The sequence below is a fragment of the Nocardia rhamnosiphila NBRC 108938 genome, assembly GCF_000720425.1.
Lineage (GTDB): Bacteria > Actinomycetota > Actinomycetes > Mycobacteriales > Mycobacteriaceae > Nocardia > Nocardia rhamnosiphila.
In genome coordinates, this window is sequence record NZ_JOAJ01000002.1 from 107,232 (window position 1) to 131,879 (window position 24,648).

The following is a 24,648-nucleotide window of genomic DNA, read 5'->3' on the forward strand; positions in this document are numbered from 1 at the left end:
CCAATGGCGGTCCCCCTGCTCAGGTGGCTGTACAGGCAGGAAAGCCGAGCCGGCGCCCTGGGCCCGAACAGCTCGCACTGGTTCCCGATGGCCGCTGCGCATTCCGCGGCGGCCGATTCGACCGAGGATTGTCGGCTGACACTCACCGGGCAGTGACGAACCGGCTCCCACAGCGACCGGCGCGAGACGACTCCTCGACTCTGTCCGATCGCCACCGGGAAGCCGACGACCCGTCGAGAGGAAGGAAACGTTGGCCGCGTGCTGCACGGTCGTGACGAGGTAATCGAGCGGATCGCCACGCTCATCGAGGGCAGCCGAACAGGCCGGGGTGGCTCCCTACTGATCACCGGCGAGCCCGGCCAGGGCAAGACCACACTCTTGGACTACGCGGCGAACCTGGCAGACCACACCTGGATTATTCTGCGTGGCAGCGGAATCGAGCGTGAAGAAAACCTGGCCTACGCAGGGTTGCACCAGTTGCTGGCACCGATACCGGACACCGGAAGGGAAATACCGGAACCGGTTCATACCGCCTCGACGCCGATGGTCGGCGCCGAGGCGGTGCACCCGGACAACAACAGCCACCGGTTCGGCCTCGGAATACTCACGCTCTGGTCCGAGCTCGCCGCCGAACGCCCGGTGCTCTGCCTGATCGACGATGCCCAGTGGTGGGACCGGCCCTCGATCGATGCGCTGACGTTCGCCATGCGTCGGCTCACCACGCATCGGGTAGCCGTACTCATGACCGCGCGCACACCACACTGCGCCTCTGGAATACCCGAGATCGTGTTGCGGCCTCTCGACCGGGACGACTCGAGAGCGCTGCTGACCGAGCGGCTCCCCGGCCTACCGTCCGACACACGTGAACGAGTCCTCGACACCGCGGCCGGCAACCCCGCGGCGCTCCTCGAATTACCCGGTGCGAACAGCGATCTGCCGACGCTGGGTCCGTTGGCGCTGACCGATCGCCTCCAACGCGAGTACGAGCGCGATATCCTCACCCTTCCCGAGGACACTCGAATCGCCTTGCTGGTGGTCGCCGCTGATTGCAGTGGAAGCTTGATCGTCGCCATTCGTGTCCTCGCCGAATTCGGCTCGACCGCAGCGGCATTGGACGCGGCGGAACGGATCGGCGTGATCGGGATCTCGGAATATTCGATCACTTTCCGGCATCCACTCGAACGAGCGGCCGCCTACCGGATGGCCCCCTACAGTATGCGGCTGTTCGTCCACGCCACCATTGCGGCGAGTATCGACGATCCCGAGCTGAAGGCGTGGCACCTGGCTGCCGCCGCAACCTCACCCGATGAAGCCGCCGCGGCTGCTCTGGAAGCGGTAGCGGAGCGCGCACGGCGCAATACCGACTTCCGGTGTGCCGCCCTCGCCTCCGAACACGCGGGCCGCCTGTCGCCCGATCCGGAGAACCGTCACCGCCGGCTCTCGGCCGCCCTGGAAGCCAATATCGAGGCCGGACAGGGGCACCGCGCCCACGGCTTGGTAGCGGAAATCGCCTCGCACGACGGCGCTCCTGCGGACCTCGCGCGGCTGTCGGCGGCACGCGGTCGCATCCTGTCGGCCCAGGGTGACCCGCGGGGCGCGTACGACGCATTCACCGACGCTGCCGCACACCTGTCCGCTGCGGATCCGGATGCCGCGGCACGGATGTACGTCCACGCGGCGGGAGCTGCGTGGCCCGACCCGGATCCCGCCCGGGTGCTCACCGCTCGGGCTGCCCTCGCCGCCCTGGAGGCCGGCGCCGGACGCGACGCATATCTCGCCGTGCTGGACGGCCAGATATCCTGCAACGACGGTGCGGGAGACCGGGCACACGCGGTTCGTACCGTCCGCAGCGGCCTCCATCTCGGCCGGACTCGGTTCGCCGCGGATCACTCGATCCGGTTCATGCTCGCCGTGCAGGCGATCAGCGTGGGTGAGATCGACGAGGCTCGTACCGATCTGGTCGAGCTGCGAAACGCATGTCGTAAACACGGGATGGTGGGACGCCTCCCGATCGTCGGCATCGCTGTGGGCACTGCCGAAACGCTGCTCGGCCGCTTCCGGGAAGCCGAACGCGTACTCGTGGAGAGCCTGCGGATCGCCCGCGAGATCGACCAACCCGACCGGGCTGCCCGCACCGGCGCCGGCCTGGCAGTCCTCGCCGCGGTCCGGGGAGAACAGGAGCGCTGTCGAATGCTGGCAGAGGAGAACCTGCCCGGCGCGACCTCTCCCCTCGATACGAGCGGCTCCGTAACCGCCCGGTGGGCATTGGGCCTTCTCGAGCTGAGTTCCGGACGGCACGAGGGGGCAATGGCCCACTTCGAAGCGGCGGCCGACCATCGAGACCGGGCCATCGGCTGCTGGATTCCACTGCTCAGCGACCATGTCGAAGCGGCGGCCCGGTGCGATCCGATACTGGCCGAGGAACCGATGTCGCTTCTGGAGCGCTGGTCTGCCGCCAATTCCGCGCCCTGGATCGAAGCGCAACTGCTCCGCTGCCGCGGGCTACTCGAGCAAGATGAGGCCGCCTTCACACGTGCGCTTGCGCTGCATGCCGACGCGCACCGTTGGTTCGATCACGCCCGTACGGGCCTTCTCTACGGCGAATGGCTACGCCGGGAGCGCTCCACCTTGAAGGCGCGCGCCGTACTGCAGGCAGCAGAGAAAACTTTCGAGCGTCTCGGTGCCTCGCCGTGGGCGGGAAGGGCACGCACAGAACTACGCGCCGCCGGTCAAGGAACGGACTCGGCTCCGGTCGCCGCCGTGTCCGCCCGGTTGACTCCACAGGAACTGCAAGTGGTGCGCCTCGCCGCGGACGGGTCGACCAATCGGGAGATCGGCGCTCGATTGCGACTCAGCCCCAAAACGGTCTCCTATCACCTGTACCGGGCCTTTCCCAAACTCGGTGTCAGCAATCGACGAGCACTGTCTCGGTTGATACTCGACCTCGGCGATCCGTCGGACGTCTGAGGGCAGACCGGTCAACAGTCCGATGCGACCGATCACGCGACCGGGCGAATGACCGATACCGCGGCCGGAGAAGCCACCGTACCGTTATCGACGGACGCCACACCGCGGACGGGCGAAACGATTACGCCGGTCCCGTCGCGGTTGGGCCCCACCCGATCCGGGCAGTCTCGCCCTTCTTCCTCGGCGTCCCGCAGCCGGCTGTTCGCCGCACGGACAACGCGGGAACGCCCGGCCGTTCCAACAGAAAGGCACGCCATGCCCGTCCACACCGTCCCGCGGGGCGTCACCGCCGGAGCCGGCCTCGTCGAGCTCGCCCGAGAGTGCACCGGATCGACATCCATCCCGGATGCCCTGCGGGCGCACTTGACCCCCTCGGACGAACGTAAACGAGGAAACTTCAACTCCTTCATCGAGAACAAGGGCAATTTCAACTCCTTCATCGTGCCGACCGTCTGACCGGCGCGCGCAACCCTGTCCCGGCGCTTTCCCGGAGCGCCGGGACACCGGAAGCCGGAAACGACGAGGAAATCGCTATGACATCGAGTACGGAATCCCCGCAGTACTCGGCGGCGGAGGAATGGCCCGCCGGCGAGCGGAATGCCCGAGAGATCCGCGAAGTACAGCGGCAGGCCCTCCCGTTCACGCAGTTCGTCATGAAGATTCACAGTCGCTGCAACCTGGCCTGCGACTACTGCTACATGTACGAGATGTCGGACCAGAGCTGGAAGAGCCGGCCCAAGATCATGGCGGATCCGATCTTCGACCACGCCTGCCGGATGATCCGCGACCACGCCGCTCGCTTCGCGCTGCCCGTGGTGAGTCTCGTATTCCACGGGGGCGAACCGCTGCTGGTCGGGCATGCCACGCTGGATCGCTTCGCGCGCCGGGCCCGCGACATCCTCGAGCCGACCACCCGGGTCCGGCTCGGCATGCAGACCAACGGTGTCCTGATCGATACGGAATTCCTCGATATCTGCGCTCGCCACGACGTGGAGATCGGCGTCAGTCTCGACGGTGACGAGCGCGGGCACGACCGGCACCGGAAATACCGCCGGGGCGCCGGCAGCTACGCCGATGTCAGCGCGGGACTACGGCTGCTGACCGGCCCGGACTACCGGAGGCTGTACTCGGGACTGCTCTGCACGATCGATATCGACAACGATCCGCTCGACACCTACGAGGCACTGCTCGGTTTCGGCCCCCCGGCCCTCGATCTGCTCCTACCGCACGGCAACTGGTCCGCCCCGCCGCCGGCCCGGACCGCCGACCGGAGGCTGACGCCGTACGCCGACTGGCTCGTCGCGATCTTCGATCGCTGGTACGGCGCCCCCGTCGCCGAGACCCGTATCCGGCTCTTCGACGAGATCATCGAGCTGCTGATCGGCGGCACCGGCTCCTCCGAGTCGGTGGGCCTCGCACCGGTTCAGCTCGCCGTGGTCGAGACGGACGGCAGCCTGGAACAGGTCGATGCGCTGAAGTCCGCCTTCGCGGGCGCCGCCAGGCTCGAGGGCGGAACCGGCGGCAACGCGCTCGACCGAGCGATGGGCGAACCTGCGGTGATCGCACGGCAGATCGGTATCGAGGCGCTGGACTCGGGCTGCCGCGCCTGCCCGGTCCACCGAGTCTGCGGCGCAGGACACTACGCGCATCGCTACCGGGCCGGAAGTGGATTCCGGAATCCCTCGGTGTACTGCGCCGATCTCGAAAAATTGATCAGGCATATCGAGTCCCGGCTCCGGGCCGATCTGCAGGCCGCGGCGGGCCGATGAGCGGTTCCGGCATCTTCGGAAACCGGAATTTCGTCCTGCTGTGGTCGGGTAACGCGATATCGCTGATCGGGTTCCACGGTGTGCGCATCGCCTACCCGTTGCTGGCGCTGGCGATCACCGGCTCGGCGGCCCTCGCCGGTTGGGTCGGATTCGCGGTCTCCCTACCGGCCCTGATTTTCCAGATCCCGGCGGGGATCGCCGCCGACCGCTGTAACAGGCGGCTGGTCATGATCATCTGCCAGACGACGGGGCTCGCCGCGGCCTGTTCGGCCTGCCTGATCCTGGCATTCGATCCACCCGAACCGGGACTCCTGCTGATCATCGCCGCCTTCGTCGAAGGAACGGCCTTCGTTTTCTTCGGCATGAGTGAACTGGCGATGGTCCGGGATGTGGTGGACACCCCGCAGCGTCCGGCCGCGTTCGCACTGTTCGAGGCCGAACAGCCCATTGCGCTGGTGATCGGTCGAGCGGTCGGCGCGGCAATATACGGCAGCGCTCGGTGGATGCCTTTCGTCGCCGACGCCGTCACCTATCTGATCTGTCTGTGCACTCTGTCATCGATTCGGATCGACCCGACACGCCGGAACGACAGTTCGGCGGAGGCGGCGCCCGCAACCCTGCGGACGGGGGCTCACCTGGTTCTCAGCGAGCCCTTTCTGCGCAGTTCGACGGTCATCAGCGGTTTGTCGAATATGGTCATCCAGGTCGTCATCCTGCTGATCATCGTGGATATCGAACGATCCACGCGGCCGGTCTGGGTGGTCGGAGTCGTCCTGGGCGCCGCCGGGGTAGGCGGAATTATCGGCTCCGCTGTGGCGGCCTCCCTGGCTACCAGGTTCGGCGCACAGCAGCTGTATCGCTCGGCACTGTGGTGCTGGACCGCGTTGCTGGTTCCCATCGCCTTGTGTTCCCACCCGCTGGTCGTGGGCGCGGCGTGGTTCGGCGTCGGTGCGGTCGGCACCGTGGTGAACGTCGCCCTGACCCTTTTCCGAGTGGAACGAATTCCCGAAGAGGTGCTGGGCCGCGCAGTCGGCACAGTGTCGATGGTGACAGACGGGGCGGTCGCACTCGGCGCACTCACCGCCGGCTACCTGCTCACCGTGCTCGGTCCGGCCGCCACCGGATGGGTGCTGGTCGGAGCTATGTTCGGGCTCGCACTGGCCGGTTGTTCGACAGGGCGATCGCCCGACACACCCGCGGTTCCCGTCGGCGGGGCGATCGGCCGGCACCATACCCGTGGCCGACGTCGAGCTGCCGATGTGTTGTTTCTACCTATCCGGCGATTCTCGATTCGTCGGTGGTCAGCGGCTACGACGCAGCGGGATCGAGGGGTTCTCGCCGAGTGCGGTCGCGAACCACGCCACGGAACGCGTGGTGAGCCGGCGAGAACCCGGCCGGCCGCACCGGCCCGGGACTCGGAAGATCGAAGGCCGGCTCCGCGCGGTAGGGAGATCGGTGGAAAGGATTGCCGTCGGTCGCGGCAGAAGCTTTTCTGAGCCGGCCGGCACGAACAGGAACGGTGTCTGCGATGACCGAAGTACTGCCACTTGCCTACGGGTACCTGCGCGACGATCTACTCAGCGAATGCGGCGCGGCGGAAGGCATGCTACGAGCTGCCGCGAGCGCGCTCGGCTACGAGCTGGGCACGGTGTTCCACGAGCCGCGGCCGTGGAGCGCGGGGCTGCCGCCCGCGTTCGTCGATCTGCTCATGGAATGCCGACGGGCTGCCGCGATCGCGGTGATCACACCGCACGGCCATCTGTCGGAGACGGTATCCCGCCCCGTTCTGCAGACGGCCCTGGTAGCGCATGGCGAATTGGTCGTGCACGAGGTCGGTTCCTGATGCCGGCCGCCTGCCATGGCTGAGTCCCGGGTCCCGCCGGCTTCCGGGTCGGTCTGGCCGGTCGGTCATGCTCTGACGTTGCTGAGAGATCCGCTGGGATTCCTGTCGTCTCTGGCGAATGACGGCAGTGAGCTCGTGAAAATACGGATCGGTCCCGGGGCCGCCGTCGTGGTGTGCGACCCGGACCTCGCCGATCGAGTCCTTCGTGACGATCGCACTTTCGACAAGGGCGGCCCGCTGTTCGACACAGCACGGAAGGTCGTGGGTGACAACGTGATCACCTGTCCGCACCGTATGCATCGTCGGCAGCGGTCGTTGATCCGGCCGACGTTCGGCCGCGCACGACTCGCGGATTACGGCCGAGCGATGACGGCCGAGGCCGATGCCATGACCGCCGCCTGGAGCGACGGTGCGGTCGTGGATATGCTGGCCGAGACATTACGCCTGGCCACACACACTGTGATGGCGACCATGTTCTCCGGCGCACTGGCACCGCACGTCCGCGATCGAGCACTGGCCGATGTCACGGTTATCGTCCACGGGCTGTACCGGCAGATGCTGGCGCCGCCGCTGCTGAATCGGTTACCCACGCCCGGCAATCGCCGGTATGGGCGAGCGCACACACGTCTTCGCGAGTTGATGGCGGACATTGTCGCCGAGCGGCGGATCGACGGCACCGACCATGGCGACCTGGTATCGGCCATGCTCTCGGCCCGGCTCCCCACCGAAACAGCCGCACCCACCGACATCGGCAGCGGCATGACCGACAGTCAGATCTGCGATCAGCTCATGGCTTTCTTCATCGCCGGATCGGAGACCACCGCGAGCGCGCTCGCTTGGGCGTTGCATCTGCTCGTGGCCCATCCCGAGATCGAGGAACGTCTGCATCAGGAGACGGCCCGAGTCCTGGATGGCGCTCCGGCCCGCTACCGAGACCTGCCCGACCTGCCGCTGACGGGACACATCGTCACCGAAGCACTGCGGCTCTATCCACCCGGCTGGCTGTTCACCAGAACAGTCACCACCGATACTCGACTGGGCCGCTACGACCTGCCCGCCGGCACCTCTGTGGTGTACAGCCCCTATATTCTGCACCGTCGCAACGATCTCTATCGGAACCCGAATCGCTTCGATCCCGACCGATGGGACACCCCGCACCCGCCGATCCAGCGGAAGGGGTTCGTGGCATTCGGCGCCGGCCCGCGGCGATGCCCGGGCGAGGCCTTCGCGATCACAGAACTGTCACTGGCCCTGGCCACGATCGCCGGCCGGTGGCGGATTCGCCATCGGGTCGGCACCCACGCCCGTCCTGCGGTGGCGATGGCACTGCACCCCCGCGACCTGCGGATCCGCGTTCAGTCCGCCAGGTGTGGCGGTGCTCCGCCGTCGGCGGGAGGCCCTCGATGACGATTCTCGGACAGCCTGCTCCGCCGGGGATCTTCTGCCCGATCGAACCCGCGATTCATCCTGCGGTCGAGACGGTCGAAAACCGGTCGATCGAGTGGTTGAGGGCCGGCGAGTTCCTTGATGATCATCACCAGGGACGCGCACTGATCGCGACCAAATCGGCCGAGTTCATGGCGCGGATGGCACCTCACGGCTGTGCCGATCGACTGCAGATCGCTTCGGATTGGGCCTATTGGGGATTCGCATTCGACGATCGCTTCGACCGTGGCCCACTGTCGAAGGATCTCGGTGGGTTCGTGTCCTATGCCACCGAGATCGTCCGCGTGCTGGAGGCGCCGGGATCGGTGTTACGGGAGACCGATCCGCTGGTGAGCAGCCTCGTCGATATCTCGGCACGGTTCACCGCATGTGTCACACCCGTCCAGCATCGTCGATGGGTTCAGGCCCACCGCGCCTGGTTGTTCGGGGTCTGCGCGGAGATGAGTGCGACCACGACGCCGAGCGTGGACGAGTACCTCGCCATCCGGATCAACAACGCGGCAGGCGAAATCGTTACCGTCAGTACCGAACTGGTGAACGCGTACGAACCTCCGGCGGCGGAGTCGGAGCTACCCCGGGTCCGGGCACTCACCGAGATGGCACGTGTGCTCGCGGCCCTGGACAACGACCTGCACTCCCATCCCAAGACAGTGGCGTTGAACGAGACCAACCAACACGATCTGCTGACGGTGATCGCAGCGCGCCATGCCTGCGGGCCGGACGAGGCCATCGCACGAGCCGTGCGGTTGCGTGACCGGATCATGTGCCGGTTCCTCCGCGCAGGCACACGGACGAGTGGGCTGAGCACAGACACCCGTCGCTATCTCCAGGGCCTGCGGCATGTGGTCCGCGGCAACCTCGATTGGGCGCTCGACGTCGAACGTTACCGAGTCGACGGGCGATCGGTGGCCGACTGTTTCACCATCGACGACTCCCCTACCGATTCGTCACCCGATCCCCCGGGGATTTCGTCGATCGACTGGTGGTGGCAGGTATGACGCACTGTCCGGACAACCGGCTCGCGGCGTGTACTCGGGTATCGCCGACCACAGCGTTCTTTCGATTATCTCCGGGGCCTTGCTCCGCTAGGCTACCCGTGTGTCGGCAGGACGAACGTCTGTCAGCGGATTTCCGCCCGCGGCTGCCAGCGATTTCGTGGGCCGGGAGCGGGAGCTGGAAAAAATCGGGATGGCGTTGCTGGGCAGCACTCGCCTGGTGACCTTGATCGGTGCGGGCGGCATCGGAAAAACCCGATTGGCGACCGAGGCCGTCCAGCGCTTCCAACGGGCGCGGCGCGTCCCGGTGCACTGGGTGCGGCTGGCCGTACTGCCGCGGGGCGCGGAGGCGACAGCGGTGGAGGAACAGGTCGCGGGCTCGGTGGTCGAGGCCGATTTCTCCGGGAGGTCGGCATGGGATGCGGTACTGGACACGCTGCGCCGCCGCGACGCGGCCGGGCGGAACGCGCAGACGATCCTGGTCATGGACAACTGCGAACATGTGCTCGACGGTGCGGGCGCGGTGATCGCCGGCCTGCTCGACGCGGCACCCGGGCTCACCGTGCTGGCCACCAGCCGCGAGGCGATCGGGTGGGTCGACGAACAGCTGGTGCCGGTGCCCGCGCTGTCGCATGAGCAGGCGCTGGACTTGTTCCGTGCCCGCGCCGACCTCGTCGGGCATACCCTCGCCGATGAGGAAAGCGACCTGGCCGCCGCGATCTGCCGGCGGGTACACAATCATCCGCTCTATATCCGGCTGGCGGCCGCACGACTGTCGCGTCAGCCGCTGCCGATGATCCTGCGTGACCTCAGTGGTGAGGCGGGCGACCGGCGGTTGCAGTGGCAGAACGGACCCAGAGTCGGAGCGGACGTCCGGCATCGGGGCATCCGCGATGTCATCGCCTGGTCCTACGATCTCTGCCGGGACAAAGAACAGCTGTTGTTCGACCGCCTGTCGGTGTTCGCGGCCGGCTACGACATCGGCACCGACAGCGCCGACGCGGCCGGACAGGACGTCGGCGCCGAACTGGAAGCCATCGAAGCGGTCTGCGCCGACGACGACACCGGGCGCGCGGACGGATTGGCCCGCGCCGAGATCGAAGGCCTGCTGCTGCGGTTGGTGGATCAGTCCCTGGTGTCGATCCACCTGACCGAGACCACGGTGCGTTTTTCGATGGCCGAAACCATTCGGCTCTTCGCCCAGCAACGCCTACGAGACCACGGTGCGGAGGCCGACCGGCTGGCGCGCAGGCACCGCCGCTACTACCGCGACAAGGTGGCCGCGGCCCGAGCCGGCTGGTTCGGGCCCGACGAGCAGGCACTGCTCGATTGGGCGCGGGTGGCCTGGGACAATCTGCAGTCGGCCATGGAGAGCAGTATCGCCACGCCGGGCGAGGCGGCCGTCGGACTCGAGATCGCCGCCGGGCTCATCGCCTTGCGCATCCCGTTCTTCACCGGCTCGTTGCGGGAACCACGCCGGTGGGCCGAGCGCGCCCTCGCGGCGACCCGGGACCTCGACCCCGAGCCGGTGCCGCTGCAGGTCGGGGCGATGTCACTGATCGCCTGGATCAGCCTGTGCCAGGGGTTGCCCCGCGAGGCCGCACGGATGCTCGACGAATGCGTCGCCCGCTGCGTGCCCGACGCGGCGGACCGGGTGCGCTGGCGTGCGGAACCCGAGGTGGATCTCGGGCTCCCCGCCGCGGTCGAATTCGCCCGAGGTGCCGAGCTGATGCTGATCCGACGCGATCCGCGGGCGATCTCCGTCCTGGCCCGATCGCGGGCGCGTTTCACCGCCGAGGGAGACGAGGGCGCCGCCGCGATGAGTGAACTGTTCGAAGCGCTGGCCGCCGCCTTCTTCGGCACTGCCGAGGAAGCGCTGGAAACGTGCCGCACCCATCTCCGCAACGCCGAGCGCTCCGGTGCCCAGTGGGCGATCTGCTGGGCGAGGCTGGCCTGGGCGATCGCGTCGAGTAAGCACGGCGACACGGGTGAGGCGCTCACCCTGGGGCGCGCGACATTGTCCGATCAGCTCGCGATGCGCGACCGGTGGGGCGCGGTGTGGGCCGTACACATCCAGGCATGGACGCTGGCCCGCCTGGTCGACGCCGCCGGCGACGAGCCCTCCGCGGCCGCGACGGCCCGGGCACGCGATATCGCACGCCTGCTCGGCGGCGGGGCCACGCTCCGCGAGGGGCTCGGGGTGGATATCGCCCACCTCGGCCCGTTCGCCACCGAAACCGAACTCGCCGCGGACACCGCCCGGACAATACTGAAGGACGACGCCTTCACGGAGGCGGAGCGGGAGGGTGCGCTGTTGCGGCCGGAGTTCGGCGAAGTGGCGCAGCTGGCATTGGGCAACCTGTCCATGGACAGGTTGCCCGTCGAACATCCGGTCCGGCGCAGCCGCCCCTCACCGTGGCAGCAACTGTCGGCGGCCGAGCAGGAGGTCGCCATACTCGCCGCCGCGGGATGGACCAACACGGCCATCGCCGTCCGGCGCGGCAGCTCCTCCAAGACTGTCGACGCTCAAATGGCCTCCGTACTCCACAAATTGATGATCGGCTCCCGCGCGGCTATTCGCTCTCTCGTACCGGCCGATCGTCAGGACCGGGTGAACGAGGAAGCCGCACGGAAGCCACAGCGCGGCCGTTCGAATCCTCGTCTTCGCTGACCGGATGGAGATGGCCGCTCTGTCACGCGGGACTGCGCCCGGGCGCCGAAAGTCGTGACTGTGCTGCGATTCCAGCGGAAGCCACGCCTCCCGCAATCGGGTTCGGACGCATATGCCTTGCGCGGACGATGATTTCGCCTTCCTACTGCCTGTTCGTTGGTAGCATGCGTGCGGCGAACCGGCCACTACGTCGGCGGAAGACAAGGGGCGTTGATGGAAGTGGAGGACGTCCACCATTCGTACGGCAGGCGGTCGGTGTTGCGCGGCATCGACATCGCGCTGCCCGCCGGGGCGCTGGTAGGAATCGTCGGCGAGAACGGCGTCGGCAAATCGACATTGCTGAAGGTGCTCTCCGGAGAGTTGCGACCGGACCGCGGGGTGATCCGGCACCGTGGTCGGTTCGGTTACTGCCCCCAGCAGGTGGTGCTGAACGATGCGTTCACAGTTCGCCAGCACCTGGACTTCTTCGCCGCGGCCTACGCCGTCCCGGACCTGCGGCGGGCCGAGGAAACCATGGAAATCCTGCGCTTCTCCGAATATGCCGGTGAGCGGGTCGGCACGCTGAGCGGCGGCACCCGGCAGAAGCTCAACCTCACGCTCGCGGTCATGCACGATCCGCAGGTCCTGTTGCTCGACGAGCCGTATCAGGGTTTCGACTGGGAAACGTATCTGCGTTTCTGGGATCTGGTCGCGGAATTCCGGGACACCGGCCGGTCGGTGCTGGTCGTCTCGCATCTGGCGCACGACACCGACAGGCTGGATCAGGTGTGGCGGTTACACGAGGGCGCGCTCCGGAGCACACCGGAGACAGCCGGATGAGCGACGGTGTGCGGCTGTTCCTGATCGCCACGCGCTACGGCCTGGTCGAGCACGCGCGTAACCGGTTCGCCATGGTGCTGGTGGCCGTGTTCGTTCCCGTTCTGATCACGCTGGTGCGTGTGGCCGTCACGGATATCGAGGTACCGTTCCGGCTCCGGGACACCGGTCTCGTGCTGCGCGCCGATGGCAATGAGCTCGCCCAGATCAGCGGCGCCCTCACCGCGGTCTCGCTGATCATCGGGTTCATGATGTTCGCGGCGACTTTCAGCAGCGGAGCTTTCGACCGGCGTCTGTCGATGGCCGGATTTCCCCGGGTGGCACTGGCTCTGGCGAAAATTGCCTGCCTTGTCGTGGCCTCACTGGGGGTCTGCGCCTATGCCACCGCTGTCATCTGCTGCTACTGGTCGCCGCAACGGCCGGTCCAGCTCGCTGCGGCGCTGTTCTGCGCGGCGATGACCTACGGGGCGCTGGGTGTCGCTCTCGGCGCACTGCTGCGCCGCGAAGTGGAGGGCATGTTCGCCATAGCGATGATCAGCTGTTTCGACATGGCGGTGCAGAACCCCATCGCCAGCAGCGGCGCGGACAGCGAATTCGTCCGCTGGCTACCTTCCTACGGTGCGATGCAGGCCTCGACCGCGGCCGGTTTCTCCGACACCACGCAATTCGCGGGTTTCGCCGTGCAACTGGTCTGGTTCACCGCGAGCGCCCTCGCCGGACTGGTCGCCTTCCATCTGCGCACCCGCTCATCCCTCGGACCCACGCGGTGGATTCACCTCTCCGGATTCCGCCCCCTCGGACCGACGAAGTCCGGACAGCCGGCGAAACACTGAGCGCACATCCCGGGCTGCCCGCAATGGTGGACAGCCCGGGATGAAGCCTCTGCAGTGCCCGGCCGCGGGAGTTACAGCACCGCGGGAGCGGGTTCGGCGGCCCGGTAGTAGACCTCACGGCGCAAGCGTTCCAGGTCCGGCGCCGCGGAAATCACGGAATTCGACGTCGGCGTATACCTATCGCTCTCGCGTCCCCAGAGCCCCATTCTCGCCATACTTCCGTACATCTCCGCGTAGTCCTTCCCCTTGCCCGACAGGCCGGGAAGCACGCGGAAGAGGGTCGGCACGTAGCGAATCGCCGACTCGAACTGGGCGCGATGCTCGGCGACCTGGCGCCGCACCTGCTCGACGGCTTCGCCGCGGGTGCAGCCCGTCTCGTGACGGACCGCCCTGACCAGGTTGTAGGGGACTCGGTCGGCCTCGTCCTGTGCCAACCCCACCAGGTCGTTCTCCACGAAGGTCACCCAGAAGCCGAGTTCCTCGAGACGGCGGATGACGGGGTGGTTGCGCACTTTCACGGGCAGTTCCCGGTCGTGATACATCTCCATGACGGCGATGGCGGTTTCCAGTCCACTGGTCGACATCCGCAATGGCAGGTAGTCGGCGGTGGCGGGAATATAGCCGCCGATGCGATGGTGTGCTTCGCGTTCGGCGGCTTCGAACCATTCCTCGATGCCGTCGAGGAAACGCTCCTGCCAGCGGGCGGTGCGACCCTCGCGCAGGCGCGGCCACAAGCTCGCCCATGCTGCCGGAATCGCGCCGGACCGCCACGGCTCGTCCGGATCCTGGCGCAGTGTCGCCACCATGCCCCGCCGCAGCGCGGTCACATCTTCCGGATCGGTCAGCTGCGGATCCTCGAAGAGGTCGTCCCACATGAGGGCCAGCACGGCCATGCCGTAGGCGGTCTGTTCGCGGGCCGCGTCCGCCGCGGGGGCCAGAATTCGTGCCCGGCTCCGGATCGCTCCGGTCCATCGGTGGTAGTCGGCCTCGGCGGCAGAGGTAGCGAGGCCGGTATCGACCAACCAGCTCGTCAACCATTCCGCGACCCCCGGTGGGAGGTCGTCGACCGGAGCCTCCGGAGCCCGCGTCGGTGGTCGGGAGACCGCGAGGTGAGAAGGGCGCCGGTCGAGGATCGACCGGATGTAGGCGGTCATCGCTCGCCGGGCGTCCGCGGCAACGGGCAGGTCGGCGAGGCGACCGGCGGCCTCGTCGATGAATTGGCCGGCCACCGCCCGGGCTTCGTCGACCGCGCCGGAGGCGATGACCAGTTCCCGGGCCTGTGCGGCTTGCTCCGCCGTCATTCTGCCGCGGAGCAGGCGGGCCAGGTCCGTGTCGTGTGCGGCCGCGCGGATCACCGGAAGTGTGTAGATGCCCTCGGGCAGATCCGCATTGACGGGCTTGCCCATTTCCGCGGCGGTCGAGGTCAGATCGAGAATGTCGTCATACAGCTGGTAGGCCAGTCCGAAGTGCCGGCCGAACATCGCCAACGCCTCTTCTTCGTCCGCGGAGCGGCCGGCCTGCATCGCCCCCACCCGGCACGCCAGCGACAGCACCGCCGCCGTCTTACCGTCGATCGTGTCCAGATAGGACTGCTCGCTGCGGGAGGGCACGTAGAGGTCGGCGGCCTCGATCACCATGCCCGCGCACATCTGCTCGCCCGCGATCGTCGCCGCGAGAACCTCGCGCGAGCCGAGTTCGGCCAGCATGCGCAGGCCCGAGAACGTCACCGCGTCCCCACCCAGTACGGCCATATGCGATCCCCACACCGCGTTGGCACTGGGACGGCCGCGGCGCTGGGCCGCGTGATCGACGACATCGTCGTGGTAGAGCGACCCCAGATGCATCATCTCCACGGCGGCGGCGGCGCGCACCGCCCGGTCGGCCGCCGGTGTCTCCGGATCGGTGAGCAGGTAGTACGACAGTAGGGTCAGAGTCGGGCGGACCAGACGGCGCGAGGTGCCCGGCCCTTCGTCTGTGAGTGCGGTCAGTTCCGGTCTGCTCTCCAGTCGAACAGGTCCGAGAAGGTCGCGGACGCGGTCCAGATCCGCCTCCAGATGCGGGAAGACAGCCGAGTCGATTTCACGTGGCACGAGGGCACTCCTGACTTGCTGGATCGGACATCTACAAACACCGCCGGTCAGTCTGTCACCACCCACCCGCAAAGATGTTGGTATCGAACGACTTCGACGTTCACCGCACCTCGCCGACGACCACCACGCGGTGGTGGTGCGCACCGCGCTACGCGAACGACCGTCGGCCCGGCCACTCGTGTGCGGCCCGATACGTCCCCCGCTCGATAGGCACGGCCTCGCCGGCCGCGGAGAATGTTGTGATGCCGACAGCCGGACTGCGGGGGTCACAGTGTTTTCGCACTGGACCGGGGCCCGCAGCCGCCGCGGTGGGTGCGGGCCTGGCCCCGGCGAGAAAGCGGCGGACCCTTACTCGAAATTCCGAATCGCTCGGTCACCGAGTGGCCGGAGAGCCGAGCTGCCGCTCGGCCGCCGCCGCCGGCGTCGAACCGGCTCAGCCGGCAGTGGAGGCGCGCTCGACCAGATATGGGCGGAAACCGACGTGCTCCGGTTGCGCTCCCCCATCCTCCGCCGCGGCGACCAGCAGGTCGACGGCGACAGAGCCGATATCGGCCCGAGGTTGACGAATGGAGGTGAGCGGGACGACCGCGGACTGGGCGAAGTCGATATCGTCGTAGCCGACCAGCGCGATATCGCCGGGTACCTCGACACCGTGCAGTGTGAGGGCCTGCAGCACCCCGATCGCGAGCAGGTCGTTGACGCAGAACACGGCGTCGGGCCGGTCACCGGGGGGCCGGGCGGCGATACGCTCGCCGGCGGCGCGACCGGCGAGCACGGTCATGGCCGGGGTGTCGACGACAGTGAGCGTGACACCCGGGTGCTCGGCCGCGGCGCGGCGGGCGCCGGCGCGCCGATCCGCCACCTGCGTCAGCGAGGCCGGACCTCCGATCACGGCGATGTGCCGGCGGCCGCCGGCACAGAGGTGCCGCACGGCCAGCTCACCGCCGGCGATATCGTCCACGGCGACCGACGAGAACGGCGTGCCGTGCCCGTCACGGTCCACCAGTACCACCGGCACACCGCGGTTGTGCAAGGCGACGAGCCGGTGCTGATCCTCTCCGGACGGCGAGATGAGGAGCCCGAAAACTCGCTGCTCGTCGAAAGTTTCGAGGTAGCGACGTTCACGGTGCGGGTCGTCGTCGCTGGAGCCCAGCAGCACGACGAGGTCGTGTTCGGCGGCGCGCTGCTGCGCGGCGCGGGCCACGTCGGAGAAGAAGGGGTTGCCGATATCGAGCACCACCAGGCCGACGCAGCGGGAGCGGCCCGCCTTGAGCTGACGAGCCGCGTCGTTGCGGACGAAACCCAGGCGATCGATGGCGGCGAGAACCCGGTCGACGGTGGCGGGCGCGACCTTGTCGGGCGCGTTGAGCACATTGGAGACGGTGCCGACCGAGACCGACGCCGCGGCGGCGACCTCCCGCATGCTCACCACCGGCGCCGGCACCTCCTCTGTCCGCGCAGGCATCGCCGCGGCCTGCTCACCCTCGATCTTGGCCGGGTATCGGGCGCGGGGCAAGCCTGGTCAGCTGGGTCACATGCTGTGGTGTCAGTTCCTCCAGGCAGGTGACGCCGAGCAACCGCATGGTGCGCTCGACCTGGCCGGTGAGGATGTCCACCGCTCGGTTCACCCCGGCTTCGCCGCCGGCCATCAGGCCGTAGAGGTAGGCGCGGCCGATGAGGGTGAAACGGGCTCCGAGCGCTATCGCGGCCACGATATCGGCGCCGGACATGATGCCGGTATCGAGGACGATCTCGGTGTCACGCCCGAGTTCCCGGGCGACCTCGGGCAGCAGGTGGAACGGTACGGGTGCCCGGTCCAGTTGGCGGCCGCCGTGGTTGGAGAGCACGAGGCCGTCGACGCCGGTGTCCACCACCGCCCGGGCGTCGGCGAGGGTCTGGATGCCTTTGACGACCACCTTGCCGGGCCACTGGTCGCGGATCCACGCCAGGTCCTCGAAGTTCACCGTCGGGTCGAACATGGAGTCGAGCAGCTCTGCCACGGTGCCCGACCAGCGGTCCAGCGAGGCGAAGGCCAGCGGTTCGGTGGTGAGGAAGTCGATCCACCAGCGCGGCCGGGGCAATGCGTCGAGCACGGTGGACGGGGTGAGCGCGGGAGGGATCGACATTCCGTTGCGGGTGTCGCGCAGGCGGGCACCGGCGACGGGTACGTCCACCGTGACCAGCAGGGTGTCGAAGCCCGCGGCGGCGGCGCGCTCGACCAGCGCCATGGAGCGGTCGCGGTCCTTCCACATGTAGAGCTGGAACCAGTTACGGCCGTGCGGGTTCGCCGCGGCCACATCCTCGATGGAGGCGGTACCCATGGTGGAGAGCGAGAACGGGATCCCGGCGCGGCCCGCCACCCGGGCGCCCGCGTATTCGCCCTCGGTCTGCATCATCCGGGTGAAGCCGGTGGGGGCGATACCGAACGGCAGCGACACCGGTCCACCGAGGACTTCCCACCCGGTGGTGACCTTGGCGACGTCGCGCAGGATCGCCGGATGGAATTCGATATCGAGGAACGCCTGCCGCGCACGGTTCAGGGAGATCTCACCTTCCGCGGCGCCGTCGGTGTAGTCGAAGGCGGCGCGCGGGGTGCGCCTCTTGGCGATACGGCGGAGGTCCTCGATGGTGAGCGCGGCGTCGAGCCGCCGCTGCACGCCCATGCGCGGCTTCTTGAACTGCATCAGCGGCGCGAGGTCACGGGGTGTGGGTAGTTGTCGTTTCATCAGCCTGCTTTCCTGACGGGTTCGGTGCGTGGCTCGTACCGCTGCGGCGGGAACGCCGCGGTCACCTCGGCGCGCAGCGCGTCCACATCGCCGTGCAGCAGGCCGTGTGTGCGGGCCTGCACCAGAATATTTCCGAGCGAGGTCGCCTCGACGGGACCGGCCAGTACCGGGACACCGGCGTGCTCGGCCAGCAACCGGCACAGCAGCCGGTTGCGGGCGCCGCCGCCCACCAGGTGGATCGTGCGCACCGGAATGCCGGTCAGCTCCTCGGCGGTCCGCACTCCGGCGGCGAAGGCGGCGGCCAGGCTCTCCACGATGGCACGCACCATCGGGACGGGGCCGTCCGGCGCCGGAAGTGCCCGGGTCGTGTACCAGCCGGCGATCCGGGCGGGCATATCGCCGGGGGTGAGGAACATAGTGTCGTCCACGTCGAATACGGCCGCCGGGGCGGGGGCGTCGGCAGCCGCGGCGAGCAGTCGGGCGAGGTCCACTGTGGTATCGGTGCGCTGCCAGTGCCGGACCGACTCGCTGAGCAGCCATAAACCCATGACATTGCGCAGGTAGCGGGTGCGCCCGTCGAGTCCGGCCTCGTTGGTGAAGTTGGCTTCCCGTCCGGCCGCCGAGATCAGCGGCGCGGGCAGTTCCACACCGACCAGCCCCCAGGTGCCGCAGGAGATATAGGCGGCGGTGTCGGGCGTCATCGGTACCGCGGCCACGGCGGATGCCGTGTCGTGTGAGGCGACGGTGCTCAGCGTCAATGCCCGGTCCAGCCCGAAAGCCGCTGCTACTCCGGGTAGTACCGGGCCCAGCGTCGTGCCGGGCTCCACCACGTCCGGGAAGAGGTCCGGCAGCCCCAGCCGGGTCCGTAGCTCGTCGTCCCAGCGCCCGTCCAACCCGAGCAGTCCGGTGGTGGAGGCGTTGGTGCGTTCGGTGACCCGGACACCGGTCAGCCAGTAGCCCAGCAGGTCCGGGATGAGCAGGGCCTCGTCCGCGGACTCGAGTGCGCCCCGGAGTCGATCGGTGGCGAGCTGGTAGATCGTGGTGAAGGGCAGGAACTGCAGTCCGTTCCGGCGGTACAGTTCGTCCGGGTGCACGACCGCATGTACTGCCGCCATACCGGCGGCCGAACGCGTGTCGCGATAGTGGTAGGGCAGCCCGAGTGGCGCGCCGTGCCGGAGCAGACCGTAATCGATTGCCCACGAGTCGATCCCGGCGCCCAGCAGGCCCGGCTCCAGCCGGGCGGCCTCGGCAAGGCCGCGTCCGATATGCCGGTACAGACCGGGGAGATCCCAGTGCAGCGCCTCTCGATCGCCGTGCCACAGCGGCAGCGGGTCGTTGGCGAACCGGGCGACCTGCCGCATGGCGATGCGGCCGGGACCGACCCGGGCCAGCATGACCCGGCCGCTGGTGGCACCGAGATCGACGGCGGCGACCGCGCCGGTGGCGCTCATCGCAGAAACGCCGCGGCGACCCCGGCGTCGACCGGCACGTGCAGACCGGTGGTGTGCGAGAAATCCGGACTGCACAGCGCGAACGCGGCATTGGCGATGTGTTCGGGCAGCACTTCCCGCTTGAGCAGGGTGCGCTGGGCGTAGAAGGCGCCCAGTTCGGACTCCGCCACGCCGTACACGGCGGCACGCTGCGCACCCCAGCCGCCGGCGAAGATTCCGGAGCCGCGCACCACGCCGTCGGGGTTGATGCCGTTCACCTTGACGCCGTGCTCACCGAGTTCGGCGGCCAGCAGCCGCACCTGGTGCGCCTGATCGGCCTTGGCGGCGGAATAGGCGATATTGTTCGGCCCGGCGAAGACCGAGTTCTTCGACGAGATGTAGAGGATGTCGCCGCCCATGCGCTGATCGATCAGCGCCCGCGCCGCTGCCTTGGACACCAGGAACGAGCCCTTGGCCATGACGTCGTGCTGCAGGTCCCAGTCCGCCTCGGTGGTCTCCAGCAGCGATTTCGACAGCGAGAGACCGGCATTGTTGACCACCAGGTCCAGCCCGCCGAATGCCAGCACTGCCGCGTCCACCGCGGCCCGGACTTCTGCCTCATCGGTGACATCGGCGCCGATACCGACCGCCACATCGGCCGAACCGATCTCGGCCGCGACCTCGACGGCCTTCGCCGCGTCGCGGTCGGCGATCACCACGCAGGCGCCCTCCGCGGCCAGTCGCTGCGCGATGGCCTTGCCGATTCCGGACGCCGCGCCGGTGACCAGTGCGATCCTGGTGGCGAGGGGCTTGGGCGCCGGTCGCCGTGCCAGCTTGGCTTCCTCGAGTGCCCAGTACTCGATACGGAATTTCTCCGACTCGTCGATCGGCCGGTACCGGGACACCGACTCGGCGCCGCGCATCACATTGATCGCGTTCAGGTAGAACTCACCGGCCACCCGCGCGGTCTGCTTGTCCGAGCCGTAGCTGAACATGCCGACGCCCGGGATGAGCACGATCGCCGGGTCGGCACCGCGCATGGCCGGCGAATCCTGGTCGGCGTGTCGCTCGTAGTAGGCGCGGTACTCCGCCCGGTAGGTCTCGTGCAGCTCGGCGAGCCGCTGCGTGCACTGCTCGATCGAGGCATCGGCGGGCAGGTCCAGCACCAGCGGCGCGACCTTGGTGCGCAGGAAGTGATCCGGGCAGCTGGTACCCAGTGCGGCCAGTCGCGGATGCTCGGCGCGGGAGAGGAAGTCGAGCACCGGCGCGGTATCGGTGAAATGCCCGACCTGGCGGCGGTCGGTGGAGGCCAGCCCGCGCAGGAACGGCGCCAGCGCCGCCGCCTTCGCCCGGCGCCGCGACTCCGGCAGCGCCTCGTATCCGGGCAGCACCGGCCCGAACGGTTCCGCCTTCCCGTTCGCTGCCAGGAAGCGCTCGATGGTGTCGATGATCTCCCGCGAATGCGCCTCGGCCTCGTCGGAGGTATCGCCCCACGCGGTGATGCCGTGCCCGCCGAGGATCGTGCCGACGGCCTGGGGGTTGCGCCGGCGGATCTCGGCGATATCGAGGCCGAGCTGGAAACCGGGGCGCCGCCACGGCACCCACACCACCCGGTCGCCGAAGATCTTCTCGGTCAGCTCCGGGCCGTCCACGGCGGTGGCCAGCGCGATCCCGGAGTCGGGGTGCAGATGATCCACGTGCGCCGCCTCCACCAGGCCGTGCATGGCGGTGTCGATGGAGGGGGCGGCCCCGCCGCGGCCGTGCAGGGTGTAGTCGAACGCGGCGACCATCTCGTCCTCACGGTCCACACCCGGGTAGACGCCGGTCAGGGCACGCAGGCGATCCAGCCGCAGCACCGCCAGGCCGGCCTCGGTGAGTGTGCCGAGGTCGCCGCCGGAGCCCTTGACCCACATCAGCTCGACGGGCTCGCCGGTCACCGGGTCGGTGTCGGTGCCCTTGGCGGAGGTGTTGCCGCCCGCGTAGTTGGTGTTCTTCGGGTCGGCGCCGAGCCGGTTGGACCGGGCGACGAGTTCCGCGACCGTGGGGTGGGTCATGACAGAAATTTCCTCTTTCTGGTGGTCGGTGTGGTCAGGCGCCCCAGGAGGCGGCGGGCCCGGTGCGTTCGGCGGCGAGCCGCTGCTGCTGTCCGGACCGGGCGTAGGCGGCCATCGGGTCCTCCGGCAGGCCGCGCTCGGCGCGCCGCGCCGCCAGTCGCGGCCGGACATCGGTGTAGAAGGCGTCCATGAACAGGGCGTTGGCGCCGAGCACATCGCCGGACTCCTGCGCGGCGGTGAGCGCGTCGAGATCGACCAGCGCGGCCCGCGCGGTCATCTCCTCGACATTGAGCACCGAGCGGAGCTGGCCGGGGATCTTGTCCTCGATGTTGTGGCACTGGTCCAGCATCAGGGCCACCCCGTTCTCCGGCGCCAGTCCGCCGCCGCGCAGGACCTCGAACAGGATGCGGAACAGCTGGAACGGATCGGCGGCGCCGACGATGAGGTCGTCGTCGGCGTAGAAGCGGGAGTTGAAGTCGAACGATCCCAGCTTCCGCAGCCGCAGCAGCTGCGCCACGATGAACTCGATATTGGTGCCCGGCGCGTGATGGCCGGTGTCCAGGCAGACCACCGCCCGCTCCCCCAACGCGCTGACCTGGGCGTAGGCAGTACCCCAGTCCGGTACATCGGTCATGTACATGGCCGGCTCGAAGAATTTGTACTCGAGTACCAGCCGCTGGTCCGGGCCGACGTGTTGGTAGATGGTCGACAGCGATGCCGCGAGCCGGTCCTGGCGGCCCCGGATATCACCCTGTCCCGGGTAGTTGGTGCCGTCGGCGAGCCAGATCTTCAGGTCCCGGGAGCCGGTCTGCGCCATGACCTCCAGGCAGGCCAGGTGATGGTCGATCGCCTTCTGGCGGATCCGCTTGTCGGTGTGGGTCAGGCTGCCGAACTTGTAGTCGTCGTCCTGGAAGGTGTTGGAGTTGATCGTGCCCAGCCGCACGCCGAGGTCCGCGGCGTACCGGCCGAGTGCGGCATAGTCGTCGACCGTGTCCCACGGGATATGCAACGCCACGGCGGGCGCGAGACCGGTGAGCCGGTGCACGGTGGCCGCGTCGGCGATCTTCTCCTGGACTGTGCGGGCGGTGCCGGGAGTGCCGAACACTTTGAACCGGGTACCGGAATTGCCGAAGGCCCAGGAGGGCAGTTCGATCGCCAGGGAGTCCAGGGCGGTGTCGAGGGACACGGGCGATATTCCTTTCGCAATGGACGGGTTCGACATCTCAGCGGCCTCCCACCGGGGCACCTTCGAGACCGTGACCGAGCCCGGTCTCGGGGAGCATCCCGGCGCTCGCGGATCCGGCACCCGGGCTGCCGTAACGCTCCTCCTCGATCTCACGCAGCGTCTTCCCTTGCGTGCGCGGGGCGAAGATCGCGCCGATCGCGAGGGCCACGGTGAGCAGGCCGATCAGCAGCAGACCGACCACGGTGAGCCCGGTGGCGGCGAGCATGGTCGGGAAGAAGTAACTCAGCAGGCCGGTCGCCGAGCGCACCACGAGGAACATGAAACCCTGCGCGCTGGCGCGGTAGGGAGTGGCGAAGAGTTCGCTGGTCCACAGGCTGTAGAAGGCCTGCGCACCGATACCGCTGGAGACGCCCCACAAGACCGCGAAGATCAGCAGCGTCGGCATCCCGGCGTCGGTGAAGAACACCAGTACGCACCAGGCCAGCACACCGAGCGCCGCGCCGATCACATACAGCAGCCGCTGGGAGATCCGGTCGGCGTAGGCCATGAACCCGAAGTAGGTCGCCGCGACGGTGCAGCCCCACACCAGCACCTGCAGCAGGTTCTGCTGAACCGCGCTGTGTACCCCCGCGCTGTCGTAGACCCGCGGCATGAAGATACCGGCCTGACCGGCGACGGTGTTCCAGAAACCGTAGATGCCCATCAGCACGAGCAAGGCGGTGATATTGATCCGGCGCGAGAAGAGCCCCCGCAACCCCTGTCCGCCGGTGGCCGACCGCACCGGCGCCACCGCACCGGATCCCGCTTCGTCCTGCCAGATCTTGGATTCGGTCAGACCCTGCCGGATCCACCAGACCACCGCCGCCACCACGAACAGGTGCAGGAAGATCAACCGTGACCCGAGCAACCCCATCGGCGCCAGCGCGGCGGCCAGGGCGAAACCGACCAACGGCCCGACCGACCAGGCGAGCTGCGCAGTGCCGACATGGCGGGCACGGTCGGTGGTGGGCGCCTGCTCGGCGATATAGGTCCAAGAGGCCGGCACCCCCGCACCCACCGCGATACCGGTGATCACGAAGGCGGCCAGGAGCATCCCGAAGTTCATCGCGAACGTCGCGAGCAGCACTCCCGCCATGTACACCAGCAGGTCGTAGGTGTAGATCGCCTTACGTCCGAAGCGGTCGCACAGCGGTCCGCCGATACCCGCGCCGATCGCCGCGCCGAAGGCATTGGCACTCAATGCGGCCAGCAGTCCGACGGCGAAATTACTGATGCCGAACGCGTCCTGCCAGAAGGTCAGGCTCGTGGCGATGGCGATGATGGAACCCGCCTCGATGTAATTGGACATCGCGACGGATATCGTCGCTTTCCACCCGGTGGTGGTTCGTGCGCCTACCTTCATGGTCTTCCTCGGGGTCTAGCAGGGTTCTCAGGGGGAAGTCGGGGCGAGCCGTCGGCTCAGTCCAGGTGGAAGTACTCGGTGAGGCGGTGCATCGTCTGGTCCGGCCGCGCACCCGGCTCCCCCGGCACGACCGCGGGCGCCTGAAAGTATTCGGCCATCGTCGCCTGCCAGCGCGTATTGACCTCGGTGGCCGCCATCGCGGCCTGGGCCCGCGCGAAGTCCGGCGTCTCCAGGTAGCCCACGACCAGGCCGTCTTCCGGCCGGAGGAACAGCGAGTAGTTCGTCCAACCCGCCGCTCGCAGCGCATCCAGCATGTCCGGCCACACCGTGGCGTGGGCGGCCAGATAGTCGTCGGTCCGTTCCGGACGCAAGGTCAGCAGGAAACAGACTCGTTCGATGGTATCGGGCATCGGGGTTCCG

18 protein-coding genes are annotated in these 24,648 nt (G+C 68.3%); 10 read left to right on the forward strand and 8 right to left on the reverse strand.

What is annotated here, in order from left to right:
- The first annotated feature begins 258 nt into the window (after window positions 1–258).
- The 10 genes from IG75_RS0109315 (at window position 259) to IG75_RS0109360 (ending at window position 13,340) form a co-directional block, all read left to right on the forward strand.
- Window positions 259–2,967 carry an AAA family ATPase gene (locus IG75_RS0109315; protein ID WP_030520786.1) on the forward strand — a complete coding sequence of 903 codons (2,709 nt, stop codon included), beginning with the start codon at window positions 259–261 and terminating at the stop codon, window positions 2,965–2,967.
- A 255-nt stretch (window positions 2,968–3,222) separates the two neighbouring features.
- Window positions 3,223–3,423 (forward strand): hypothetical protein, encoded by a 201-nt coding sequence (locus IG75_RS0109320; RefSeq protein ID WP_030520787.1) that lies wholly within the window; start codon window positions 3,223–3,225, stop codon window positions 3,421–3,423.
- A gap of 77 nt (window positions 3,424–3,500) precedes the next feature.
- A complete protein-coding gene (locus tag IG75_RS0109325; protein ID WP_051714434.1) occupies window positions 3,501–4,736 on the forward strand; it encodes an FxsB family cyclophane-forming radical SAM/SPASM peptide maturase in 1,236 nt (411 codons plus the stop codon).
- The gene (locus tag IG75_RS0109330; RefSeq protein WP_030520789.1) at window positions 4,733–6,232 is read left to right on the forward strand and encodes an MFS transporter; all 1,500 of its coding nucleotides are present in this window, start codon (window positions 4,733–4,735) and stop codon (window positions 6,230–6,232) included. Before IG75_RS0109325 ends, IG75_RS0109330 begins: the two co-directional genes overlap by 4 nt.
- A gap of 32 nt (window positions 6,233–6,264) precedes the next feature.
- The gene (locus IG75_RS0109335; RefSeq protein WP_030520790.1) at window positions 6,265–6,579 is read left to right on the forward strand and encodes a hypothetical protein; all 315 of its coding nucleotides are present in this window, start codon (window positions 6,265–6,267) and stop codon (window positions 6,577–6,579) included.
- A gap of 15 nt (window positions 6,580–6,594) precedes the next feature.
- On the forward strand, window positions 6,595–7,986 hold the full coding sequence (locus IG75_RS0109340; RefSeq protein ID WP_051714435.1) for a cytochrome P450: 1,392 nt from the start codon (window positions 6,595–6,597) through the stop codon (window positions 7,984–7,986).
- Window positions 7,983–9,023: a terpene synthase family protein gene (locus IG75_RS0109345; protein WP_051714436.1), complete on the forward strand. Its 1,041-nt coding sequence runs from the start codon at window positions 7,983–7,985 to the stop codon at window positions 9,021–9,023. The genes IG75_RS0109340 and IG75_RS0109345 overlap by 4 nt, the downstream gene beginning before the upstream one ends.
- A gap of 100 nt (window positions 9,024–9,123) precedes the next feature.
- On the forward strand, window positions 9,124–11,691 hold the full coding sequence (locus tag IG75_RS0109350; protein ID WP_156058794.1) for a helix-turn-helix transcriptional regulator: 2,568 nt from the start codon (window positions 9,124–9,126) through the stop codon (window positions 11,689–11,691).
- Window positions 11,692–11,904: 213 nt separating this feature from the next.
- Window positions 11,905–12,510 (forward strand): ABC transporter ATP-binding protein, encoded by a 606-nt coding sequence (locus tag IG75_RS0109355; RefSeq protein ID WP_030520794.1) that lies wholly within the window; start codon window positions 11,905–11,907, stop codon window positions 12,508–12,510.
- Window positions 12,507–13,340 carry an ABC transporter permease gene (locus tag IG75_RS0109360; RefSeq protein WP_036513237.1) on the forward strand — a complete coding sequence of 278 codons (834 nt, stop codon included), beginning with the start codon at window positions 12,507–12,509 and terminating at the stop codon, window positions 13,338–13,340. The genes IG75_RS0109355 and IG75_RS0109360 overlap by 4 nt, the downstream gene beginning before the upstream one ends.
- Window positions 13,341–13,411: 71 nt before the next feature.
- Here IG75_RS0109360 and IG75_RS0109365 read toward each other — a convergent pair whose 3' ends face one another.
- From IG75_RS0109365 to IG75_RS0109400, 8 genes are all read right to left on the reverse strand, one after another.
- Complete coding sequence (locus tag IG75_RS0109365) at window positions 13,412–15,496, reverse strand: polyprenyl synthetase family protein (protein WP_210436795.1); 2,085 nt, start codon at window positions 15,494–15,496, stop codon at window positions 13,412–13,414.
- A 367-nt stretch (window positions 15,497–15,863) separates the two neighbouring features.
- Window positions 15,864–16,853, reverse strand: a complete 990-nt coding sequence (locus IG75_RS0109370; RefSeq protein WP_030520797.1) for a LacI family DNA-binding transcriptional regulator — start codon at window positions 16,851–16,853, stop codon at window positions 15,864–15,866.
- A 55-nt stretch (window positions 16,854–16,908) separates the two neighbouring features.
- The gene (locus tag IG75_RS0109375) at window positions 16,909–18,156 is read right to left on the reverse strand and encodes an alpha-hydroxy acid oxidase (RefSeq protein WP_030520798.1); all 1,248 of its coding nucleotides are present in this window, start codon (window positions 18,154–18,156) and stop codon (window positions 16,909–16,911) included.
- A complete protein-coding gene (locus IG75_RS0109380; protein WP_030520799.1) occupies window positions 18,156–19,607 on the reverse strand; it encodes a rhamnulokinase in 1,452 nt (483 codons plus the stop codon). The genes IG75_RS0109375 and IG75_RS0109380 overlap by 1 nt, the downstream gene beginning before the upstream one ends.
- Window positions 19,604–21,640 (reverse strand): bifunctional rhamnulose-1-phosphate aldolase/short-chain dehydrogenase, encoded by a 2,037-nt coding sequence (locus IG75_RS0109385; RefSeq protein ID WP_030520800.1) that lies wholly within the window; start codon window positions 21,638–21,640, stop codon window positions 19,604–19,606. Before IG75_RS0109385 ends, IG75_RS0109380 begins: the two co-directional genes overlap by 4 nt.
- A gap of 34 nt (window positions 21,641–21,674) precedes the next feature.
- Window positions 21,675–22,862, reverse strand: a complete 1,188-nt coding sequence (gene rhaI / locus IG75_RS0109390) for an L-rhamnose isomerase (RefSeq protein WP_051714437.1) — start codon at window positions 22,860–22,862, stop codon at window positions 21,675–21,677.
- 1 nt (window position 22,863) lies between these two features.
- A complete protein-coding gene (locus tag IG75_RS0109395) occupies window positions 22,864–24,228 on the reverse strand; it encodes an MFS transporter (RefSeq protein ID WP_051714438.1) in 1,365 nt (454 codons plus the stop codon).
- 56 nt (window positions 24,229–24,284) lie between these two features.
- On the reverse strand, window positions 24,285–24,638 hold the full coding sequence (locus IG75_RS0109400) for an L-rhamnose mutarotase (RefSeq protein WP_030520803.1): 354 nt from the start codon (window positions 24,636–24,638) through the stop codon (window positions 24,285–24,287).
- Window positions 24,639–24,648: the final 10 nt, after the last annotated feature.

Excerpts from the sequence above, each read along its gene's own strand:
- IG75_RS0109330 (WP_030520789.1), top strand. The coding sequence starts at position 4,733 with ATGAGCGGTTCCGGCATCTTCGGAAACCGGAATTTCGTCCTGCTGTGG.
- IG75_RS0109360 (WP_036513237.1), top strand. The coding sequence starts at position 12,507 with ATGAGCGACGGTGTGCGGCTGTTCCTGATCGCCACGCGCTACGGCCTG.
- IG75_RS0109370 (WP_030520797.1), bottom strand. The coding sequence starts at position 16,853 with ATGCGGGAGGTCGCCGCCGCGGCGTCGGTCTCGGTCGGCACCGTCTCC.
- IG75_RS0109375 (WP_030520798.1), bottom strand. The coding sequence starts at position 18,156 with ATGAAACGACAACTACCCACACCCCGTGACCTCGCGCCGCTGATGCAG.
- IG75_RS0109355 (WP_030520794.1), top strand. The coding sequence starts at position 11,905 with ATGGAAGTGGAGGACGTCCACCATTCGTACGGCAGGCGGTCGGTGTTG.
- IG75_RS0109325 (WP_051714434.1), top strand. The coding sequence starts at position 3,501 with ATGACATCGAGTACGGAATCCCCGCAGTACTCGGCGGCGGAGGAATGG.
- IG75_RS0109395 (WP_051714438.1), bottom strand. The coding sequence starts at position 24,228 with ATGAAGGTAGGCGCACGAACCACCACCGGGTGGAAAGCGACGATATCC.
- IG75_RS0109335 (WP_030520790.1), top strand. The coding sequence starts at position 6,265 with ATGACCGAAGTACTGCCACTTGCCTACGGGTACCTGCGCGACGATCTA.
- IG75_RS0109380 (WP_030520799.1), bottom strand. The coding sequence starts at position 19,607 with ATGAGCGCCACCGGCGCGGTCGCCGCCGTCGATCTCGGTGCCACCAGC.
- rhaI (WP_051714437.1), bottom strand. The coding sequence starts at position 22,862 with ATGTCGAACCCGTCCATTGCGAAAGGAATATCGCCCGTGTCCCTCGAC.
- IG75_RS0109320 (WP_030520787.1), top strand. The coding sequence starts at position 3,223 with ATGCCCGTCCACACCGTCCCGCGGGGCGTCACCGCCGGAGCCGGCCTC.
- IG75_RS0109385 (WP_030520800.1), bottom strand. The coding sequence starts at position 21,640 with ATGACCCACCCCACGGTCGCGGAACTCGTCGCCCGGTCCAACCGGCTC.
- IG75_RS0109345 (WP_051714436.1), top strand. The coding sequence starts at position 7,983 with ATGACGATTCTCGGACAGCCTGCTCCGCCGGGGATCTTCTGCCCGATC.
- IG75_RS0109340 (WP_051714435.1), top strand. The coding sequence starts at position 6,595 with ATGGCTGAGTCCCGGGTCCCGCCGGCTTCCGGGTCGGTCTGGCCGGTC.
- IG75_RS0109400 (WP_030520803.1), bottom strand. The coding sequence starts at position 24,638 with ATGCCCGATACCATCGAACGAGTCTGTTTCCTGCTGACCTTGCGTCCG.